The sequence below is a fragment of the Burkholderia sp. LMG 13014 genome (genome assembly GCF_905232215.1).
In the GTDB taxonomy this organism is placed as follows: domain Bacteria; phylum Pseudomonadota; class Gammaproteobacteria; order Burkholderiales; family Burkholderiaceae; genus Burkholderia.
On sequence record NZ_CAJNKE010000106.1, the window covers coordinates 1 to 14,822 of the forward strand.

Annotated in this window: 20 protein-coding genes; all 20 read right to left on the reverse strand. The window is 62.5% G+C overall.

All coding sequences use genetic code 11. The annotated features are described in order from the left end of the window. Positions 1-241, reverse strand: a 241-nt coding sequence (locus JYJ84_RS13970) for a hypothetical protein (protein ID WP_205189229.1), incomplete at its 3' end; no start/stop codon positions are given. Positions 242-243: 2 nt separating this feature from the next. Then, positions 244-972, reverse strand: coding sequence for a phosphoadenosine phosphosulfate reductase family protein (locus JYJ84_RS13975; RefSeq protein WP_175223135.1), 729 nt, complete (start codon positions 970-972; stop codon positions 244-246). Positions 973-981: 9 nt separating this feature from the next. Continuing rightward, positions 982-2,085, reverse strand: coding sequence for a hypothetical protein (locus JYJ84_RS13980; RefSeq protein WP_205189230.1), 1,104 nt, complete (start codon positions 2,083-2,085; stop codon positions 982-984). Next, on the reverse strand, positions 1,970-2,398 hold the full coding sequence (locus JYJ84_RS13985; RefSeq protein ID WP_175223134.1) for a GNAT family protein: 429 nt from the start codon (positions 2,396-2,398) through the stop codon (positions 1,970-1,972). Before JYJ84_RS13985 ends, JYJ84_RS13980 begins: the two co-directional genes overlap by 116 nt. Positions 2,399-2,455: 57 nt before the next feature. Then, positions 2,456-2,809 carry a hypothetical protein gene (locus tag JYJ84_RS13990; protein WP_175223133.1) on the reverse strand — a complete coding sequence of 118 codons (354 nt, stop codon included), beginning with the start codon at positions 2,807-2,809 and terminating at the stop codon, positions 2,456-2,458. A 1-nt stretch (position 2,810) separates the two neighbouring features. Then, entirely contained in the window at positions 2,811-4,553 is a 1,743-nt protein-coding gene (locus JYJ84_RS13995) for a hypothetical protein (protein ID WP_175223132.1), read from the reverse strand. Between the two features lie 35 nt (positions 4,554-4,588). After that, positions 4,589-4,972 carry a tail fiber assembly protein gene (locus JYJ84_RS14000; protein WP_175223131.1) on the reverse strand — a complete coding sequence of 128 codons (384 nt, stop codon included), beginning with the start codon at positions 4,970-4,972 and terminating at the stop codon, positions 4,589-4,591. Beyond that, entirely contained in the window at positions 4,972-5,985 is a 1,014-nt protein-coding gene (locus JYJ84_RS14005) for a hypothetical protein (RefSeq protein WP_205183822.1), read from the reverse strand. Before JYJ84_RS14005 ends, JYJ84_RS14000 begins: the two co-directional genes overlap by 1 nt. Before the next feature lie 9 nt (positions 5,986-5,994). Continuing rightward, entirely contained in the window at positions 5,995-6,276 is a 282-nt protein-coding gene (locus JYJ84_RS14010; protein WP_175223130.1) for a hypothetical protein, read from the reverse strand. A gap of 50 nt (positions 6,277-6,326) precedes the next feature. Continuing rightward, positions 6,327-8,555, reverse strand: a complete 2,229-nt coding sequence (locus JYJ84_RS14015) for a hypothetical protein (RefSeq protein ID WP_175223129.1) — start codon at positions 8,553-8,555, stop codon at positions 6,327-6,329. Next, positions 8,552-9,292 (reverse strand): hypothetical protein, encoded by a 741-nt coding sequence (locus JYJ84_RS14020; RefSeq protein ID WP_175223128.1) that lies wholly within the window; start codon positions 9,290-9,292, stop codon positions 8,552-8,554. The genes JYJ84_RS14015 and JYJ84_RS14020 overlap by 4 nt, the downstream gene beginning before the upstream one ends. 6 nt (positions 9,293-9,298) lie before the next feature. Beyond that, the gene (locus JYJ84_RS14025; RefSeq protein WP_175223127.1) at positions 9,299-9,718 is read right to left on the reverse strand and encodes a hypothetical protein; all 420 of its coding nucleotides are present in this window, start codon (positions 9,716-9,718) and stop codon (positions 9,299-9,301) included. A gap of 9 nt (positions 9,719-9,727) precedes the next feature. After that, positions 9,728-10,360 carry a hypothetical protein gene (locus tag JYJ84_RS14030; protein ID WP_175223126.1) on the reverse strand — a complete coding sequence of 211 codons (633 nt, stop codon included), beginning with the start codon at positions 10,358-10,360 and terminating at the stop codon, positions 9,728-9,730. Next, on the reverse strand, positions 10,357-11,004 hold the full coding sequence (locus JYJ84_RS14035) for a DUF6682 family protein (protein ID WP_175223125.1): 648 nt from the start codon (positions 11,002-11,004) through the stop codon (positions 10,357-10,359). The genes JYJ84_RS14030 and JYJ84_RS14035 overlap by 4 nt, the downstream gene beginning before the upstream one ends. Before the next feature lie 4 nt (positions 11,005-11,008). After that, positions 11,009-11,617: a hypothetical protein gene (locus JYJ84_RS14040; RefSeq protein ID WP_175223124.1), complete on the reverse strand. Its 609-nt coding sequence runs from the start codon at positions 11,615-11,617 to the stop codon at positions 11,009-11,011. A gap of 66 nt (positions 11,618-11,683) precedes the next feature. Further along, positions 11,684-12,157, reverse strand: a complete 474-nt coding sequence (locus JYJ84_RS14045) for a hypothetical protein (RefSeq protein ID WP_175223123.1) — start codon at positions 12,155-12,157, stop codon at positions 11,684-11,686. A 67-nt stretch (positions 12,158-12,224) separates the two neighbouring features. Continuing rightward, positions 12,225-13,319, reverse strand: a complete 1,095-nt coding sequence (locus JYJ84_RS14050; RefSeq protein ID WP_175223122.1) for a N4-gp56 family major capsid protein — start codon at positions 13,317-13,319, stop codon at positions 12,225-12,227. 97 nt (positions 13,320-13,416) lie between these two features. Next, a complete protein-coding gene (locus JYJ84_RS38250; protein WP_265343096.1) occupies positions 13,417-13,683 on the reverse strand; it encodes a carbon storage regulator in 267 nt (88 codons plus the stop codon). Beyond that, complete coding sequence (locus JYJ84_RS14060; RefSeq protein WP_175223120.1) at positions 13,629-14,117, reverse strand: DUF2829 domain-containing protein; 489 nt, start codon at positions 14,115-14,117, stop codon at positions 13,629-13,631. The genes JYJ84_RS38250 and JYJ84_RS14060 overlap by 55 nt, the downstream gene beginning before the upstream one ends. Positions 14,118-14,127: 10 nt before the next feature. Further along, positions 14,128-14,822, reverse strand: a 695-nt coding sequence (locus JYJ84_RS14065) for a hypothetical protein (RefSeq protein WP_205189231.1), incomplete at its 5' end; no start/stop codon positions are given.

Below are 14,822 nucleotides of genomic sequence, written 5' to 3' on the forward strand. Positions count from 1 at the left end.
CGTCAGGGCTCGGTGCGGCCGGCCCTTGCGGCCCCTGCGGACCTTGAGGCCCGATTCCCATCAACCTTGCCTGCTCGGCAGCTACCGCATCGGCACGCTCTGCCTTCGCCGCGTCCATTGCGTCTTTCGTCGCCGCCTCCGCATCCCATTGCTTCTTGGATTCGCGGAACTGCTTTCCGAGCTGCACGCCCTGCATGAGCCCTTGCGCGAACGCGCCGATACCGATGCCGTAGCTCGCCATGATTACCCGCCGATTTCCATGTTGAAGTGGGTGATCGCCTCGGCCGTCGCGTCGGAGATCGTGTTCAGGCGCCGCTGATACTCCTCATACGCCTCGGGATGGTAGCGCTTCAGGTATGCGGCTCGGCCATCCTCCCAATATGCGGAGCACGTCATGCAGTCGGGTGACGTGCGCATGACCTCGTAGTAGCGCGGCAGCGCGATGCCCTGCTCGTGCAGGAACGCGAATACGCGGCTGTCGTCCCAACCTTCGAGCGGGAACAGATACTCGATACCATCCTCGACGTGGCCTGACTTGATCGGCGCGCGCATGCGGTCGGATGCCTTCTGCCCGCGGATCACGAGCGTGATGCCGTCCGCCTTCATCCGTTCGTGCATCGGCAGCATCAGCGAACGCATGCAGCACGAGTAGCGGTCTTGGATCAGCGCACCGCTTCCCTTCGCCGCAATGCCAATTGGCGTCGCATTCGCCGGCACGATGTCGGCCGGGATGCCATACGCCAAGATCACGTCTGGCTGCCGACCCTCGATGCGCTCGAAGTGCGGAACGATCTGCTCGAGCTGCTCGACGAGCTCGTGCGTCTCCGGGAAGCTATCGCCGGTGTCGAGCCAGTAGACGGTGAGGCGGTCCCAATACGGCCGCATCTGGTACAGCAGCGCGAGCGAATCCTTGCCGCCAGAAAATTGCAGTGCGATGCGCTGATGGCGCTCGACGATCTCTTTTACGTTCACGCTCTCTCCTTAAAAAGCCATGATGCCGGCGCCTGCAACAGTGCCAAGGCCGCCCATAAGCCCGCTGGCGTTCTGCGAAGCTGCCTGCTGCTGTGCCTGCCAGACGGATACCTGATTGCCGTACTGCTGGTTGAGGATGCCGGCGCCGCCTCCTACGCCCTGCATTGCACCGTTATAGCCTTGGCCGACGATCCCGACGTTCGCGCGCCAATTCGCGTTCGCTGCGCCAGCGTTGCCGGTCGCTGAGTTGCCGGCGTTCAGGCCGAGCCCGGCCGATGCCGCAGCACTCGACGGCAGGCCGTTACCCATGTTGATCGCGTCCGCCCGCAGCGCGAGCGCCTTGTCGCGCACCTGCTGACGCGCGTTGTTTGCCGCGCCGGCCGAGTTGAGTGCCGTCAACGTGTCCTGCGCGCGCGTGATGCCCTGGAACCGACCACTCAACGGGTTGATCCCCATGCTCGCCATCGTGCGCGTGTTGGCGTCGGCCGCCTGTTTCGCGCCCTGCTGCACGTCTGCCTTCGCTTCAGCAGCCATCTGCGCCTGACGCTCGGGGCTGTCGTAGTTCTTCGCCGTCTCGATGTACTGGTCTTGGAGAGGCTGGAAAACGTCCTTGTACCGCTGGCGATCTTCGGTCGCCCATGCGTTCGCCTGATCCTGTGTCGCGAGCTGCTGATCAGTGACCTTCTTCGTCAGCGCGTCGAGTTCGGATTGCCGCGCACTCGCGACGTTGAACTGATCTTTCGAGAAGTCGAGAAAATCCCGTCCGAGCTGCATCTCCTCGCGCGCGGCGATGCCGACGTTCGGATCGGGCGGCGGTGCGTCGCCAGCGTCCTTCTTGAAGAGAACGTACTCTTCCCACGCTTTGCGCACGGGCTTCTCACGTTCGACCGGAAACTCGAACCCATCGACCGTCACGGCCTGCGCATCGATCGGCGGGAACATAAGAGGCAGCAGGTAGACGATCAGTGCGGCAATCAGGCCGGCCCAAATGGCGTTTTCAAGCATGTCGGGACTCCGTGGGGATAAAGCGGCACCACTCTCGCAGCATGCCGAGCGATACGAGGTCGCCATCGTGTGCGGCGCGCGGGTGATACCCCTCACGCCTGAAACCAAGGTGCTCGTCGAACTTCAGCGCAGCTATGTTCTTCGCCGACACGAGGCCCGTGACACGACGCAATCCGCACTGGATGAACGGGTAGGAGAACGCCGCGATCAGAAAAGCGCGCGTCAGCCAGTGGCTCGATCCGTCGCTGGCGATATGGATGTTGCAGTCGACGGTAGAGAATCCGTCGAATACCACGACCGCGTTGAGCTCGCCGTTGCTCTCCTGTCCGATCGCACGCGCGTCGGGGCGGAACGCCGGCACGCCGATGCGTTCCATCGCCCAAGCGATCAGCCGGTCATCGTCGTTATAGATCAGGTTCATAGGATTTCGGTCGCATTTACACACCATTCTATCTTTTTAGAACCACTCAGGACACGATTAAGCAACCATCGCCCGTGCGATCACGCGGAGTGCCTCATACACCATGCTCACATCGTCGCGGAGCGCGTTATAGTCGGCAGCAGTCGGCGCCGCGGTGACGGTCTTCGACTTCATGTCAGCCATGCGGGATACGGCACCCAGGTCTTGCCGGCGCACTGCCGCGCGCGGCCGACCGGCGGCCTTGTCGCCACGGTCGCCCGCGAGCTCCTGCATTTGCTGCACCACTCGCTCGCTGAGACCGAATTTCGTCGTAAGAACGCGCACGATCGCGGTTTCAACCTTCTTATCGACGAGCGCGTCGCCGCGCGAGTTCGGTCCAGCCTGGCTTGCATTCAAATCACCACGTGCCATGTCACACTCCTGCCAGTTCTGCGCCGGTGCCCGCAAGCGTCACCTGCGCAATTTCCGCGTTCGCGCTGACCTCGACCTCCCACGTCTGCGCGAGGAAGCCGGACGGCAGCCGACACATCCGATTGAGCCGACTCACCGTCGCGACCGGCCGGCCGTCTGCATAGACGGTCGCTGCAATGAAGCGGCTCGACTCGATTCGCTGAAGCGCATCACCGTTGACTGGATACACATTGAGCGCTGCGCCGTTGACGTCGCCGCCGATGCTCGCGTCGCCGAAGATGCTGTTGTTGTGCTCCTTCGCTGCGTCGATTGCCGCCTGTTCAGCAGCCTCCTCCTCGGGCGTCATCAGCGTCGATCCCTCGATGAGGATCACACCGAAATTCGTCGGCTTCTGGACAACGTACTGCTTCGAGCGCCACACCAAGATTTCGTTTTCGCTGTCGAGCGCGTCCCATTCGTAGATGTCCTGGCCGATGCACAGGTACAACTTGCCCTCGCCAATATCGTAGAAAGTCGCGTCCGCCTTGTAGTTCGTCCGGTGCAGGAATGCCTCCTGCCCCGTCAAGTCGATGATGAAGCTGCCGCGGCGCGCGACGCCTGCCGGATCGATGTACTCGTAGCTTGCGAGGTAGCGGCCGAAGAACTGGCCCGATACAAACCGGCCCGGTGCGGTCTTCAACCAGTCGTCTCGGGTCATGAGCTGGTCGGTCACGACGCGCGCACCAGACGACGATGCGACGACAAGCCCATCATGCGACGGGTACGCGATCGCATAGCCAAGGTCGACCAGGCCGCGCGGGTTGATGCACGGCAGGTTCAGCTCGAGCTTCTCCTCAGACATCGCATCTGGCGACGCGCCGGAGACGATGTACGGCTGCCCGTCCGTCGCGACCACGATCGTCGTGCCATAGGCGCCGAGCGCGACGACGTTGTAATCCATCGTCAGCACGTACTTCTGAGGCCATGCGTGCGGGCGCCACGGCTCGCAAAGCCAGAGCTCCTTGCCGCGAAATGCCGCCATCATGCCGTTGGGCAACGAAATGAGGCCGGTCAGGTCGTCCGGCGGAGCATTCCATTCGAGCGACGGAAGCGGCTCGTTCTGATCCGTCAGCGGCACGTTGTCGACGAAGCTATCGGCAGACGCGTCTCGTTCGACGATGAAGTACAGATCAGTTCCTGACAGGCTCGTTTGCGACCGGTAGATACGCTGCTTCGTGATGTTGCGACCGGCCGGCGCGGCCTGAAAGCCAGAAAGCGTGACGGTCTGCCCCGCCTGCCAGTTCACTTCGCTCGACACAGCAGATGGTTCGGATTCCTCCCCAAATACGGTAACGAACGTGTAGACGTAGACCCGCGAGGCCACGTCTCCCGTGCCCGTTCCGCTCACCGTTGCGGTGAGCGCAGCGCTCGGCATCGGCACCGCAAGCGGGTACGTCGTGCTGCCGACGATCATCTTTGGCGCGCCGTCACCCATCACGTAGAGGCGGTCGGCCGCGACCGGGCCGGGAGCCACGTACACCACCTTGTCCCACGCCATCCACGTATCGCCATTGCGGTAGATCGTCTTGATCTGGCCTGCAATGATAGAGTCGATCCGCGTGATGAACTTGGGCTTTCGGTACGGCGAAAGGCCACCCGATTCGAGACGCGCGTTCGTGGCATTCTGAGCCGCAGCATCGGGCAGCAGCCGTGGAACAAGGCGCGGAATTTCCCCCGAGAATCCCGTGATCTTGATGATGGTCATCTATCCCTCTGCTCAAGAATACGAACCATGCTGCCCTATGCGGGTTTCGTCGGCCAAACGACATCGGTCGGAAAACCCTGCTGCTGCGGAACCTCACGAAGCGCTTTCCGGTATGGCGCCCACAAGTCTTTGAGCTGCTGCGGGACGTCCGCCGCCTGCGTCCAGTCGGTAGACGCCAGCAGACCATCGCGCCGCTCGCGTGCCTTTTCCGCGGCCAAGGTCGGACGGAACGTTTCAGCGAGCGCCAGAAGCTGAGAAATGGCCGGCAGCTCCACATCGCATTTCCACTCTGCGATGAACGCGTCGTCGCTCTGCTGTCCGTCCTTCCCGAGCGGATGCGCGACCCAATAGTCGCGACCATGAACGAGCTGCGGCCACTTGCTTTGGATAGCCTTGATGAGAAGTTCATGCGAGATCATTACTGGTTCCTCATGCGTTTGGCGCGCACGAAAAGCGTGCGGGGTGCTGCATTTTGATCCCAACTATCCGTCCGGATACCCGTCATCACCCACGAGTCGGGGCAATCTACCGTGTTCGTGCCGGCGGGCTGACTCAGGGGGCCGAACTCTGCCGTCTCCCCCGTAGGCTGACACGTAGAGCCGGCCGTCGCTGGATTGGAAACACCACCCACGCTGCCAGCGGTTCCCGCACTGCTCGCATAGTTCGCCGAATTGGCCGTGTTTGCAGAGCCCGCGCTACCAGCGCTGTTCGCGTAACTCACGCTGGCAGTAGCAGGATTGAAGTTGCTCGAGTCCCACGGCGTTGCACCCCAATCGGGACGGCCGCTAAGGTGCAGAATGCCGCTCTCGTCAATGAGCGTGTACTTATAGTTCGGCGAATTTCCCGTGCGTAAAACGATGCTGCGTTTCCCGTTCTCGTTGTAAATCTGCGACGCGGACGGATCATCCCCCAGGCCACCGACAAACATGATCTGAGACGTGAATCGGAAAATGCCATCCTCGCCAAGGACCGCGTACTTCGTATTCGACGCAGCGCCCGTGCGAAATACAAGGCTCCGCTTCCCGAATTCGTTGTAGATCTGGGCGGCAGATGGATCGACGCCGAGCCCCCACGTGAAGTCCACTTGGCCGCCAAACGACGAGACGCCAGTGAACACCGGGGAGTCGAGCTGCGCGAGCGCACCGAATGCACCCATAGTGAACCGGAGCTCAACGCGATCTCCGGCCGAGAAAGCCTGGGCCGCAGTGTTTTCTTGGGCTCTCGAGACAGTCAGCGTGTCGGTCGCGCGCGCGGTGCATCGCATGACTTCGAGCGTGCCGTCGCTCTTTACGACGGTCAGCGGGAACCAGTCACCGGGGCCAAGCGTGGGATATTTCGCGCCATCCCCCGGAACGAGTGCAATGCTGGTCGCCCCAACGCCGACCCCCGATGCCAGTTTGCTAACCGCGTTATTCGCAAGTTTCAGCGCCATATAAACCTCTTAGCAGTTCCGCATGCGCACGCCGAAGCATGCTTCTTTGATTCGGCCGCCCACGGTGCCGGCAATGACAGACACCGTGTAGCTTTTCCCTGCCGAGCCACCGGCAAGCCACACCTTCACGATGCTGTCGTTGATCTGATACGACGGCACCGTCAGCACACCATCGTCAGGTGCGACAACGACGGAAGCCGCCTGGATCGCATCGCCATCCGGAAGCCACCGCTCGAAATCGATGTCGTAGTCGAGCTGTTCAGTAACGATCTTCTGGACGATTCCCAGCATACGATATCCCCATTTAATACCACACCATACCGCACCACACCGCACCATTTCTAGAAGCACGGAATTTCGATACATCCCGAAGCGATGTGCGCCGGCCCTGCCGTAATGTCGCTGTACAGGAGCGCGCGCCCCTGCGACGTACCCTTGATCCGCAACGCGTTCTCGTTCGCAGCCGCGAGCAAATAGCGCGGCGAGTTCTCTCCGGTTCCGTCGAAATCCAACACCCCACTGCTGCCGAAAGTCGGCTTCATCGCGGTCGGCAACGCGATCTGGATCGTATCTCCAGCGGTCAGGCCGGACACGTTCAGGACGGTCCACGCGAAATACAGCGTGATCGTGTATCCGTCATCCCTGACCTTGATATTCGCCCCCTGATTTACCGAGTGCCCATGCTGATCCTGAAGAACAAACGGAATCTGGTAGTAGCGCACGCCGCCACGCAGACCCGTCAGAGGCGCCAGCGTTTGGCCCGCAATGCTCGTGATCGGCGGATTGTTGAAGTCCTGCCACACGATGCCGTCCTTCTTGTAGCTCTCGACCACCGCGTTGCCCAGCACCACGCCACCGGCCGGCTGACCAGCAGGGATCGCTTCCGTCCGGATGTACGGCATACCTGTCAGGCACAGACCTTCGATGTTCTCCAGACGGAGCAGCGTACCGACCTGCGAGAACGTGCGCACAGTTGCCGGCCCGCACACGAAACCCGCAAGCTGCACATTGAAGTACCCGCTGATGTTCTGGAACCACGCGCACGCTTCCGTAATACGGCTCTCTGGATACGGCCAGTTTCCATGCAGCTTGACACTCGTGCCCTTTACCTCGATGCCGTCCTTCATGACCAGCATGACGCCGCCACACTGCTCCACCCAGAAGTCATCGAACAGGATGTCGTTGTGCGCCGGAGCGTTGAACACGGCTTCTGAGAAGTTGTGGAAGTCCGTCACGGGCAGAGCGATCAGCGCGTTGTTCACCGCGTTCGGCACTGGCGGGTTGACCTTGATGGTAGAGCTACTCGTGACCTCCGTAATCTTCGTTCGGACGATCGGGTAGCCCGGATAACCGCCTTGGCTCAGGTACACCCACAGACCAGCGTGCGCCGGCTTGAAGACCGGGCTATTGAACGTCAGCGAGGACGCACCAGCCGCCGCCGTAGTCGTGGCCGTACCGAAGCCGCCGCGACCGCTGCCCGTCTCCGTGGAAGTCACGGAAAGCCGCGCATGGGTCGAGTCGATAACCTCGACGATCGTGCCGCACATACCTGCATTGGTCGCGTGTACCGTGATCTGCTTGCCAACGTCGGCCGCTGCGAATAGTGGCGCGCTGGCCTGAACCACATCGCTGCCTGCCGTAGCCGTGAACGTGATGCCCTTCGTGGACTTGTACTCGAACGAGATGCCCGAGTCCCACACCTCAAACCCACGGAATTTGACATTCGAGCAGATGTCATGCCGTGCCACCGTGTTGTTGAAGTTGATGCACCGGATACTCCAGAACTCTGTATTGCCGATGACGCCCCACGAGAGCGGTGCTGGATGCACCACGTCGTTAGCAACAGACGGATGCGGCTGCATGGTGAAGCCACCGATGGTCTTGTTGTCGAATGAGGTATTCTGCGGCGACCCGTCGTTCCATTCGGACGATAGGACGTACTGCACTTGCGGCCAGCCGCCGAGCGTGTAGATGCGCGTGCGATGCTTGCCTTGACCGAGGAACGAGAACGGTACGTAGTCAGGGGTTTCATCGCGGAAGTAGAGCGGCCCCTTCATGGCCATGTCACCATCAGGGATCGTCAGTCCGATACCGCGCGGACGGCAGTACGAGACAGCCCGCTGCAATGCTGCGGTATTGTCCGTAGGCGTTGCCGATGCGCCATCCATCACGACACCGAAGTCTGTCACGTACATCGGGAGGTCGTTGAGCTTTGCCCAGAGCGCCCGCACGATGATCCATGGGCTCCCGGTTTTCCATGCCACTGCGAACGTCATGAGGATGAAATTCGCGAGGGACGACAGCTTCGCCTGCGCCCACGCGCCTGCCTTCTTGAACGTCCAGATTTCAGCGCCGTCGAGCGTGTTCGGCACCGGCTGATTGCCGGGGTTCAACACGGCATTCATCGACTGGTTCACCGACTTGTCGAGGTCGGCGACGAGCTTCGCAGGCGAGCGAACCGGGCCGCCGCCGAAATCGACAGACGTGCTCTCGTCGCCGCGCGCCCATGCGTCAGCATCCGTGACAGTCTTGTCGAACTTCGCGACGCGGCTTTGGAGTGATTGGTTCATGGCGTTCCTGCCCAGGCATCGCCCGGCATTTCAATGGTTACGATCCGCTCGAGGTCGTCAATCGCGCCTGCGGTACTGTCCGCGCCGTAGAGCATCGCGTCGAATATCAGGTCGAATGCAATCGTGCCGTCCGGGTAGCGCAGCAAATACCCAAAGCCGGGCGTCCGGTCGTTGCAATGCGGCACGACGAACCGGCGCGACTCGCGCGGCACGCAGAACTGCCGGCTGCGCGGCGCGAACACGAACGGCATATCTCGCACGGATGCACTGATTCGATTCGAAATGTCCAGCTCGACAGATGCGAGTGCCGCCCCGTGAACGAGCCGATACGTTCGCGCCTCCCCGCGCATGAGCATCTGCATGCCCGCACTGGCGACAGCGCTCCGGCCCATGAGGCTGTTTGCATCGACGTTGAACTGAAGCCGCGCCGTCCCGCGCGAGCGCACCAGGATGCCGCCCTGCCCGTAGTGCCAGGCGAGAATCAGCGTTGCCGCACCGCCAACACCCGAGCGAAGGCTTCCATGTCCACTCGACGTGAGGACGAGCTTCGGCAAGGAGTAACCCATCGCGCGGCGCACACCTTTTCCTGACGCCTGCAACTCCATCCGCGCAGTTCCCGCGCCACGCACGACGTTCGCGCTCTTCCCCGATCCGGCGAGCACCATCGAGGCGCGGCCTGAGCCCTGCCACGTGGCCCATCCATTGACCGGGGTTACGTTGAGCGCGTAGAGGTTCATGGCTCGTTACAGCATCTGCACCGTCAGCGAGCCGACATCGAACACGAACACGTCGCCGGGCTGGAGCGTGCGCGCGGTGTTGAGCTGTGCATGCGCCAGCATGTTGCCGCCGTTCGGCGCGTCGTAGATCGCGAAGTGCGTAAGCGTGAACGCTGATGCCCCGTTGTGCGCCGGATAGATGACCTGATTCGTGTTCGTCGTCGTGCCATTAGACGGCGGCACCCAGCCTGAGCCGATCGCGCCCCCGACCTCGGCATCCTTGCGAACGTAGCCCGGCCACACGGCCGTCGAAACTTCATTGCCGCCCGCGTCGCCCGGATCAGCGGTATGCAGCGACAGATACGTCTTGGTCGGAAGCGGAAAGGGAACGCCGCGCAGCAGCGCGCTGATGACGTTGTTTTCCGTGTAGTCGGATGCGGCAGACATGGTGCCTCCTTAGAAGAAATTCGCTTTGCTACGGACGGGAGCACGCTGCTGCCCGGACGACTGAAGCTTCGACTTGCGGCCAAGCGCCGCGTCGAACTTGCCGCTGAAAAACACGGCCATGTTCGTGTCCGTGAATGGCTGCTTCGGCAGCATGAGGATGTTCGCGAGCGCGCCCCACGAGATGATCGTCATGTGGTCGCGCGCGAGGAAGTCGGGAAGCTGGTCAGCATCCTCAGACGGCTTCAGGTGCAACCAGACCTTGATATTGCCGTCCGGCTCGATTGGCGCGGGCACGACGCGCACGGTATTCGGCTCGACCTGCGTGAACCACTTCGGCTGCCCAGTCCAGAGCTGCGTGTCCGAACGCCAGTTCGGATGGCGGTCGTCGAGCCAGTCCAGCGACGCGGGGTCGAGCTTCTTGCCGTTGTAGTCGCACCGCTCGATCTCGTGGATCACGGCGCCGCACGGCGTACATACGACGTTCGGATCGTCGCCAATCTGAAACGTGTCGTCGAATCGCCACAGTCGAGTCATCTCGCAGAAGTCACGCGCCGCCGCGCGAATGTGCTCGATTGCCGTAGGCTCCGGGCAGGTCGGAGCAAACGGCATCACCTTCGTCAGGAATTCGTCGATGTCGGTCATACGCTGTTCGCATTCGGCGAGTTGGCGGTGGTCTGCTGGTTGTTGTCGGTCACGGCGTCGGTGAACGCCTGGCAATGCAGCGCCGCGACCGTGCCGTTCGCGTATTCGCTGTCCTTCGCCAACGCGCGGTAGCAAACGTAGGACAAGATCACGTTGATATATTCGGCACCCATGTCGAGGGTGTCAGCGGCCGCCGCAATCGCGGGCGGCAGCTCGGAATGCAGCGTCTCGACCTTCGTGCCCGCGACGACCGGCGGATAGACGTAGAAGATGCGCGGCGCGCGCTCGTCGAACGTGAAGTGCTTGACGACGCCTTTCGCGCGCGCGGTGTGCCAGTCTGGATTCTGGTCATCGAGCAACTGTCGGTCGACGCGCCGCACGATGCGGCCCGGCGTCACGCCGTCCGCGGCCATGTTGCGAACGACGTCCAGCAGCTCAACGCCATGCTCCGGCAACGCCTGACGCGTACCCGTGACGAGCGCGAGCACCGTTGCTACCGAGCGGGCCGCCGGCCGGCGCACGATCGTCTCGCGCGCGGCATCGTTGACCCATTCGAGCAGCTCGGAAACTGTCCAGCGAACGTGATCCTCGTCCTGGAGAATATGGCCCGCGCGGGTGATGAGCTCGGTAGCAGCGATCGGCATGGCGTTACGCAGCGCCTTCGGCGAGCTTCGCCTTCAGCGTCTCGATCTTCGTGTTGCCCGGCGGCAGCTTGCCGAACTTGGCCTGATACTGTTGGGTCAGCAGCGTGCGCTCGTCGAGCTCACCCTGCGCCGGAGCCGCTTCGAGCGTGATCTCACCGGCGTCCAGCGCGTCGAGCACGATTTCCGTCTTGGTCGCCCGGTGTTCGTCGTCCAGACCGTTCCAGTCCTCGAGCGTCAGGCCCGAGTCTTGGAACGCGCGCAACGTCACGTCGTTGAGCGAGTACGTCTTGCCATGGATGGTGAACGACGGCGGGAACGCGGCACCCGCGACCTTGAGCTGGCTGGGGTCGACGGTCACGGCCGGCGGCTTGTCGATCGGCGGCGGCATGTTGCCGTGGAGGATCGCGGTTGCATCGGAATCGTCGGCATCGGCACCCAGCGAGCGCGCAATACGGTACGCCTCGCGGATCGACAGGAAGCGCTCGATGTGTCCGTCGACCTCGACGGCTGCGATATGGCGCTCGTCGTCCTGCGTCGGCGCGAAGTGGTAGGTCTTGCCCGGCATTTCGACAACGGTGCCGCCTTTGCGGTGCAGAATGCATTCGATGTTCACGCTCTCTCTCCTTCAACACGGATGGGTAAAGGCCCCGTCGCCAGAAGCGAAAGGGCCCCGAGTTGCTTAGTACGACGTCGGCCGGTACGTCAGCATCAGGCGGAGCTTGAAGCCTGCTGCCTGCGTCTGCGCTGCTGCCGTGATCTTCACGCCGATCGACCGATGGTTGCCGACCGGCGCAATCGTGAAGGCACTCGCGAGAGTCGTCCGCGCGACGCCGCCGGCCTGCCCGACGTTCGAAGCGGAGAACAGCTCGGCGCCGCACGTGCGGGCCGAAACCTTGTCGCCGACGTCGCCGGACATGATGCCGACGTCGAACGCGAGGGCCGGCGCACCGCCGGTATCGAGTTTGTCAGCGACCAGCACCGCGTCGCTCACGGAGTGATCGGCCGGCAGCACGCCGAGCTCGATGATGTCGCCAACCTGGAGACCGGCGGCCGGCAGCGCGTACTCGAAGCGCTCGCAGACCTGATCGCCAGCGCAGTCGCCATACGGCGTGGTCCGCTGCTGGGTAGCCCAAAGGCTTTGCAGAATCGTCATGATGTGTTCCTCGTTCAGTCAGGAATCAGGGTTGAGCCGCCTTGAGGCGGCTCGTGCCTGTCAGCGGTTAGCTGTGCTTCTTGGCCGCGGTGTCGATCGAGATGACGCCGAAGTCCTTGTTGTTGAAGCGGGCCTTCTTCATCCCGGCAATGAAGCCAGCGGAGATGGCGGGCTCGTTCCCGTAATCCTTCTCCGTCTCTTGCCAATCGAAGCGCAGGCCGTTTGCCGTGCCGTAAGCGATGACGCCCGCCTGGCGGCCCATGAACAGCGCACGCGCCGCCTCGACGTTGGCGCCCGCGCCGTAGTCGTTGAATCGGATGCAGTTGCGGTGCTTGTGCAGCACGACGTTGTTGATCATGCCCAGGCCACCCTTGAAGATCGGGTTGTTACGGCCCTCGGCTGCCGCTGCCGCCTTCTGGAAGTCGATCCACGTGCCGCCGGCCGCCGTGCGCATGTCGGTCGCCTGGTACTCCGACATGACCGTCACATAGTGGTCGTCGCCATCGATGCTGGTCGGCACCATGTTCGCGACTTCCGGGTTCTCGGCCTGCATCATCGCGGCCTTCTCAACCGCACGCTCGATGACCAGCGGCGCCATGATGTCGGTCGCCGCGAGCGATGCCTTGCTCGTGGCCACGCCGCCGTACAGGATGTGTTCCGTGTCCGGCGCTTCAAGCGGGTTGCCAGCGAAGCCCGCGAAATCCGGGGTTTCCACGAAGTCGAGGTTGATGCCGCGCGCGCCCGACAGGTAGATGAACAGCAGCTCGTCGGTGAACTTGTAGAAGTAGTCGCCCAGACGATCACGCGCGATGCGGCGGATGTTATGGACGGTGCGCTTGCGCGACATGCGGCCGCCGGCCGAAACGGCCGTGCGAACCTGATCGATCATCACCTTGTCGGTGTAGAAGCGGAGGTTTTCTTCCTTGCCCTCGACGCGCGCATCGCCGTAGGTCGGCTTGCCGCGAAGGTGAACGGAGAGGTCGAACGAGATGGTGTCGCCAGCGTCCGATTCGAGTTCGGTCTTGCGCTGGATGATCGAGTTTTCGGACGTGCCGATGAAACGCTGCTCGAAGTACGACTTCTTGCGGACATCGACAGCGAGGTCGGCGGACCAGCGCTTGATCGCCTTCGGATCGCCGAACGGGATGACGGTTTGGCTCATAGAAATGCCTCATGAAGTAGTTAAACGTTCACGACGCACATCCTGCGCTATCGATGGTGCGATTTTATAACCACAGTTGCGCTTTTACAACCTTTCACTATGTGGCATCGGCCGATAGCCCCACTTTCGCGGCGATCTGGGCCGTCGACGATTGCGGCTGCCGGTCGATGGGAACCGACTTTGGCGCGTCGATCGACAGCCGCGCGATCTTTCCCGACTTGTCGACGAGCGTGATCGTTGCGTCGCCGATCTTCACGCTCTCACCTACGCGCAGTTCGATGTTCAGTGCCAAAGTCGGTCCCCTGTTGGTTATTCGACGACGTGCCAGTCGTCGGCGAGACAATCGTTGACGCTCGGCACCCACGTGCTCACGGTGTCATTGACGTTCTTGATGGCGAGATAGGCGTTGTACGGCACCATCGAGCCCTCGCCAAAGTGAGCCTTTGCCGCGCCGGTCTGCACCGGATACGAAGCAGCCGGCACGAAGTAGACGAACATGCCCTTGCCGTTCCACCCCGTGCGCGCGACGCGCTTGCCAGCTTTCACGGCCTCAACCGCCAGCCCGAACGACATTCCAGCGGTCGGGCGGTAGGACCGCTCGAACACGTCGCGCGGTGACCACGACACGTAGCCGGCATACTCGGCGGTGTTCGCCTTGCCACCGTCCAGGTACTCGACCAGATAGCCCTCGTCCTCGCCGTTATCGTCTGCGGGCAGCACCCAACCCCGGAACGCGTTGTACTCTCCGCGAGTCATGGGCTTCGCGTTGATGCGCTTGACGCCGATGAATTGATCCATGTCAGGCTCCTTATCCGCGCGCGGCGAGGTAGGCGTCACGATCGGCAGCCGACATCTTCATCAGCTTCTCCTCGTGCGCTTCGGGGTCGGTTTCCTGGAGGCGGTCGAGCGCCGTCCAGCGGCCGGTATCGATGTCCGTGTTGTCCGACGCCGGCACCTTGCCGAGCGTCGGTGGCGGATCGATCTTCGCGCCCTTCAACGGCTTACCCGGCTTGTCGTCCGGCTTCTCGTCGCCCTTCTTGCCCACGTCAGCCTTCGACGCCACCTCGCCCAGGTCAGCAACGACCATCTCGTGCGCCTTCGTGAGAATCTCGGTGCCGCTCATGTTGGCGTTGGCCGGGTCGGTGCCGATCTCCTTCACGAACGTGTCGAGCGCCGTCCAGCGAACGCGGCTCGTGCTGTATTCCGGATGCGACTTGCTCGTGAAGTCCTTAACCTCACCGAGCCACGCGCTCATTTCCTGCTGCTGGCGCATCTCGGCTGCCGTCTGCGCCTTGTCGACCGCGCGCTCGATCGCCCGCTCGTCCTTGTTCAGGACGTCGAGCTGGCTCTGGTACTCCTTCGCCGTGATGTCGCCGTTGTCGAACTGTTCGATCAGCGTCGATTTCTTCTCGCCGATCTCCTTCAGCTTCGCCTCGGCATCAGCCGGCGCTTCAGCAACAAGCAACGGCACGATCGCGGGCTTCGACGCGGGCGCCGCATCGG

Coding starts and splice junctions, on each gene's coding strand:
- JYJ84_RS13985 (WP_175223134.1), bottom strand. CDS start 2,398: ATGAACCTGATCTATAACGACGATGACCGGCTGATCGCTTGGGCGATG.
- JYJ84_RS13990 (WP_175223133.1), bottom strand. CDS start 2,809: ATGGCACGTGGTGATTTGAATGCAAGCCAGGCTGGACCGAACTCGCGC.
- JYJ84_RS13995 (WP_175223132.1), bottom strand. CDS start 4,553: ATGACCATCATCAAGATCACGGGATTCTCGGGGGAAATTCCGCGCCTT.
- JYJ84_RS14000 (WP_175223131.1), bottom strand. CDS start 4,972: ATGATCTCGCATGAACTTCTCATCAAGGCTATCCAAAGCAAGTGGCCG.
- JYJ84_RS14005 (WP_205183822.1), bottom strand. CDS start 5,985: ATGGCGCTGAAACTTGCGAATAACGCGGTTAGCAAACTGGCATCGGGG.
- JYJ84_RS14010 (WP_175223130.1), bottom strand. CDS start 6,276: ATGCTGGGAATCGTCCAGAAGATCGTTACTGAACAGCTCGACTACGAC.
- JYJ84_RS14015 (WP_175223129.1), bottom strand. CDS start 8,555: ATGAACCAATCACTCCAAAGCCGCGTCGCGAAGTTCGACAAGACTGTC.
- JYJ84_RS14020 (WP_175223128.1), bottom strand. CDS start 9,292: ATGAACCTCTACGCGCTCAACGTAACCCCGGTCAATGGATGGGCCACG.
- JYJ84_RS14025 (WP_175223127.1), bottom strand. CDS start 9,718: ATGTCTGCCGCATCCGACTACACGGAAAACAACGTCATCAGCGCGCTG.
- JYJ84_RS14030 (WP_175223126.1), bottom strand. CDS start 10,360: ATGACCGACATCGACGAATTCCTGACGAAGGTGATGCCGTTTGCTCCG.
- JYJ84_RS14035 (WP_175223125.1), bottom strand. CDS start 11,004: ATGCCGATCGCTGCTACCGAGCTCATCACCCGCGCGGGCCATATTCTC.
- JYJ84_RS14045 (WP_175223123.1), bottom strand. CDS start 12,157: ATGACGATTCTGCAAAGCCTTTGGGCTACCCAGCAGCGGACCACGCCG.
- JYJ84_RS14050 (WP_175223122.1), bottom strand. CDS start 13,319: ATGAGCCAAACCGTCATCCCGTTCGGCGATCCGAAGGCGATCAAGCGC.
- JYJ84_RS14060 (WP_175223120.1), bottom strand. CDS start 14,117: ATGGATCAATTCATCGGCGTCAAGCGCATCAACGCGAAGCCCATGACT.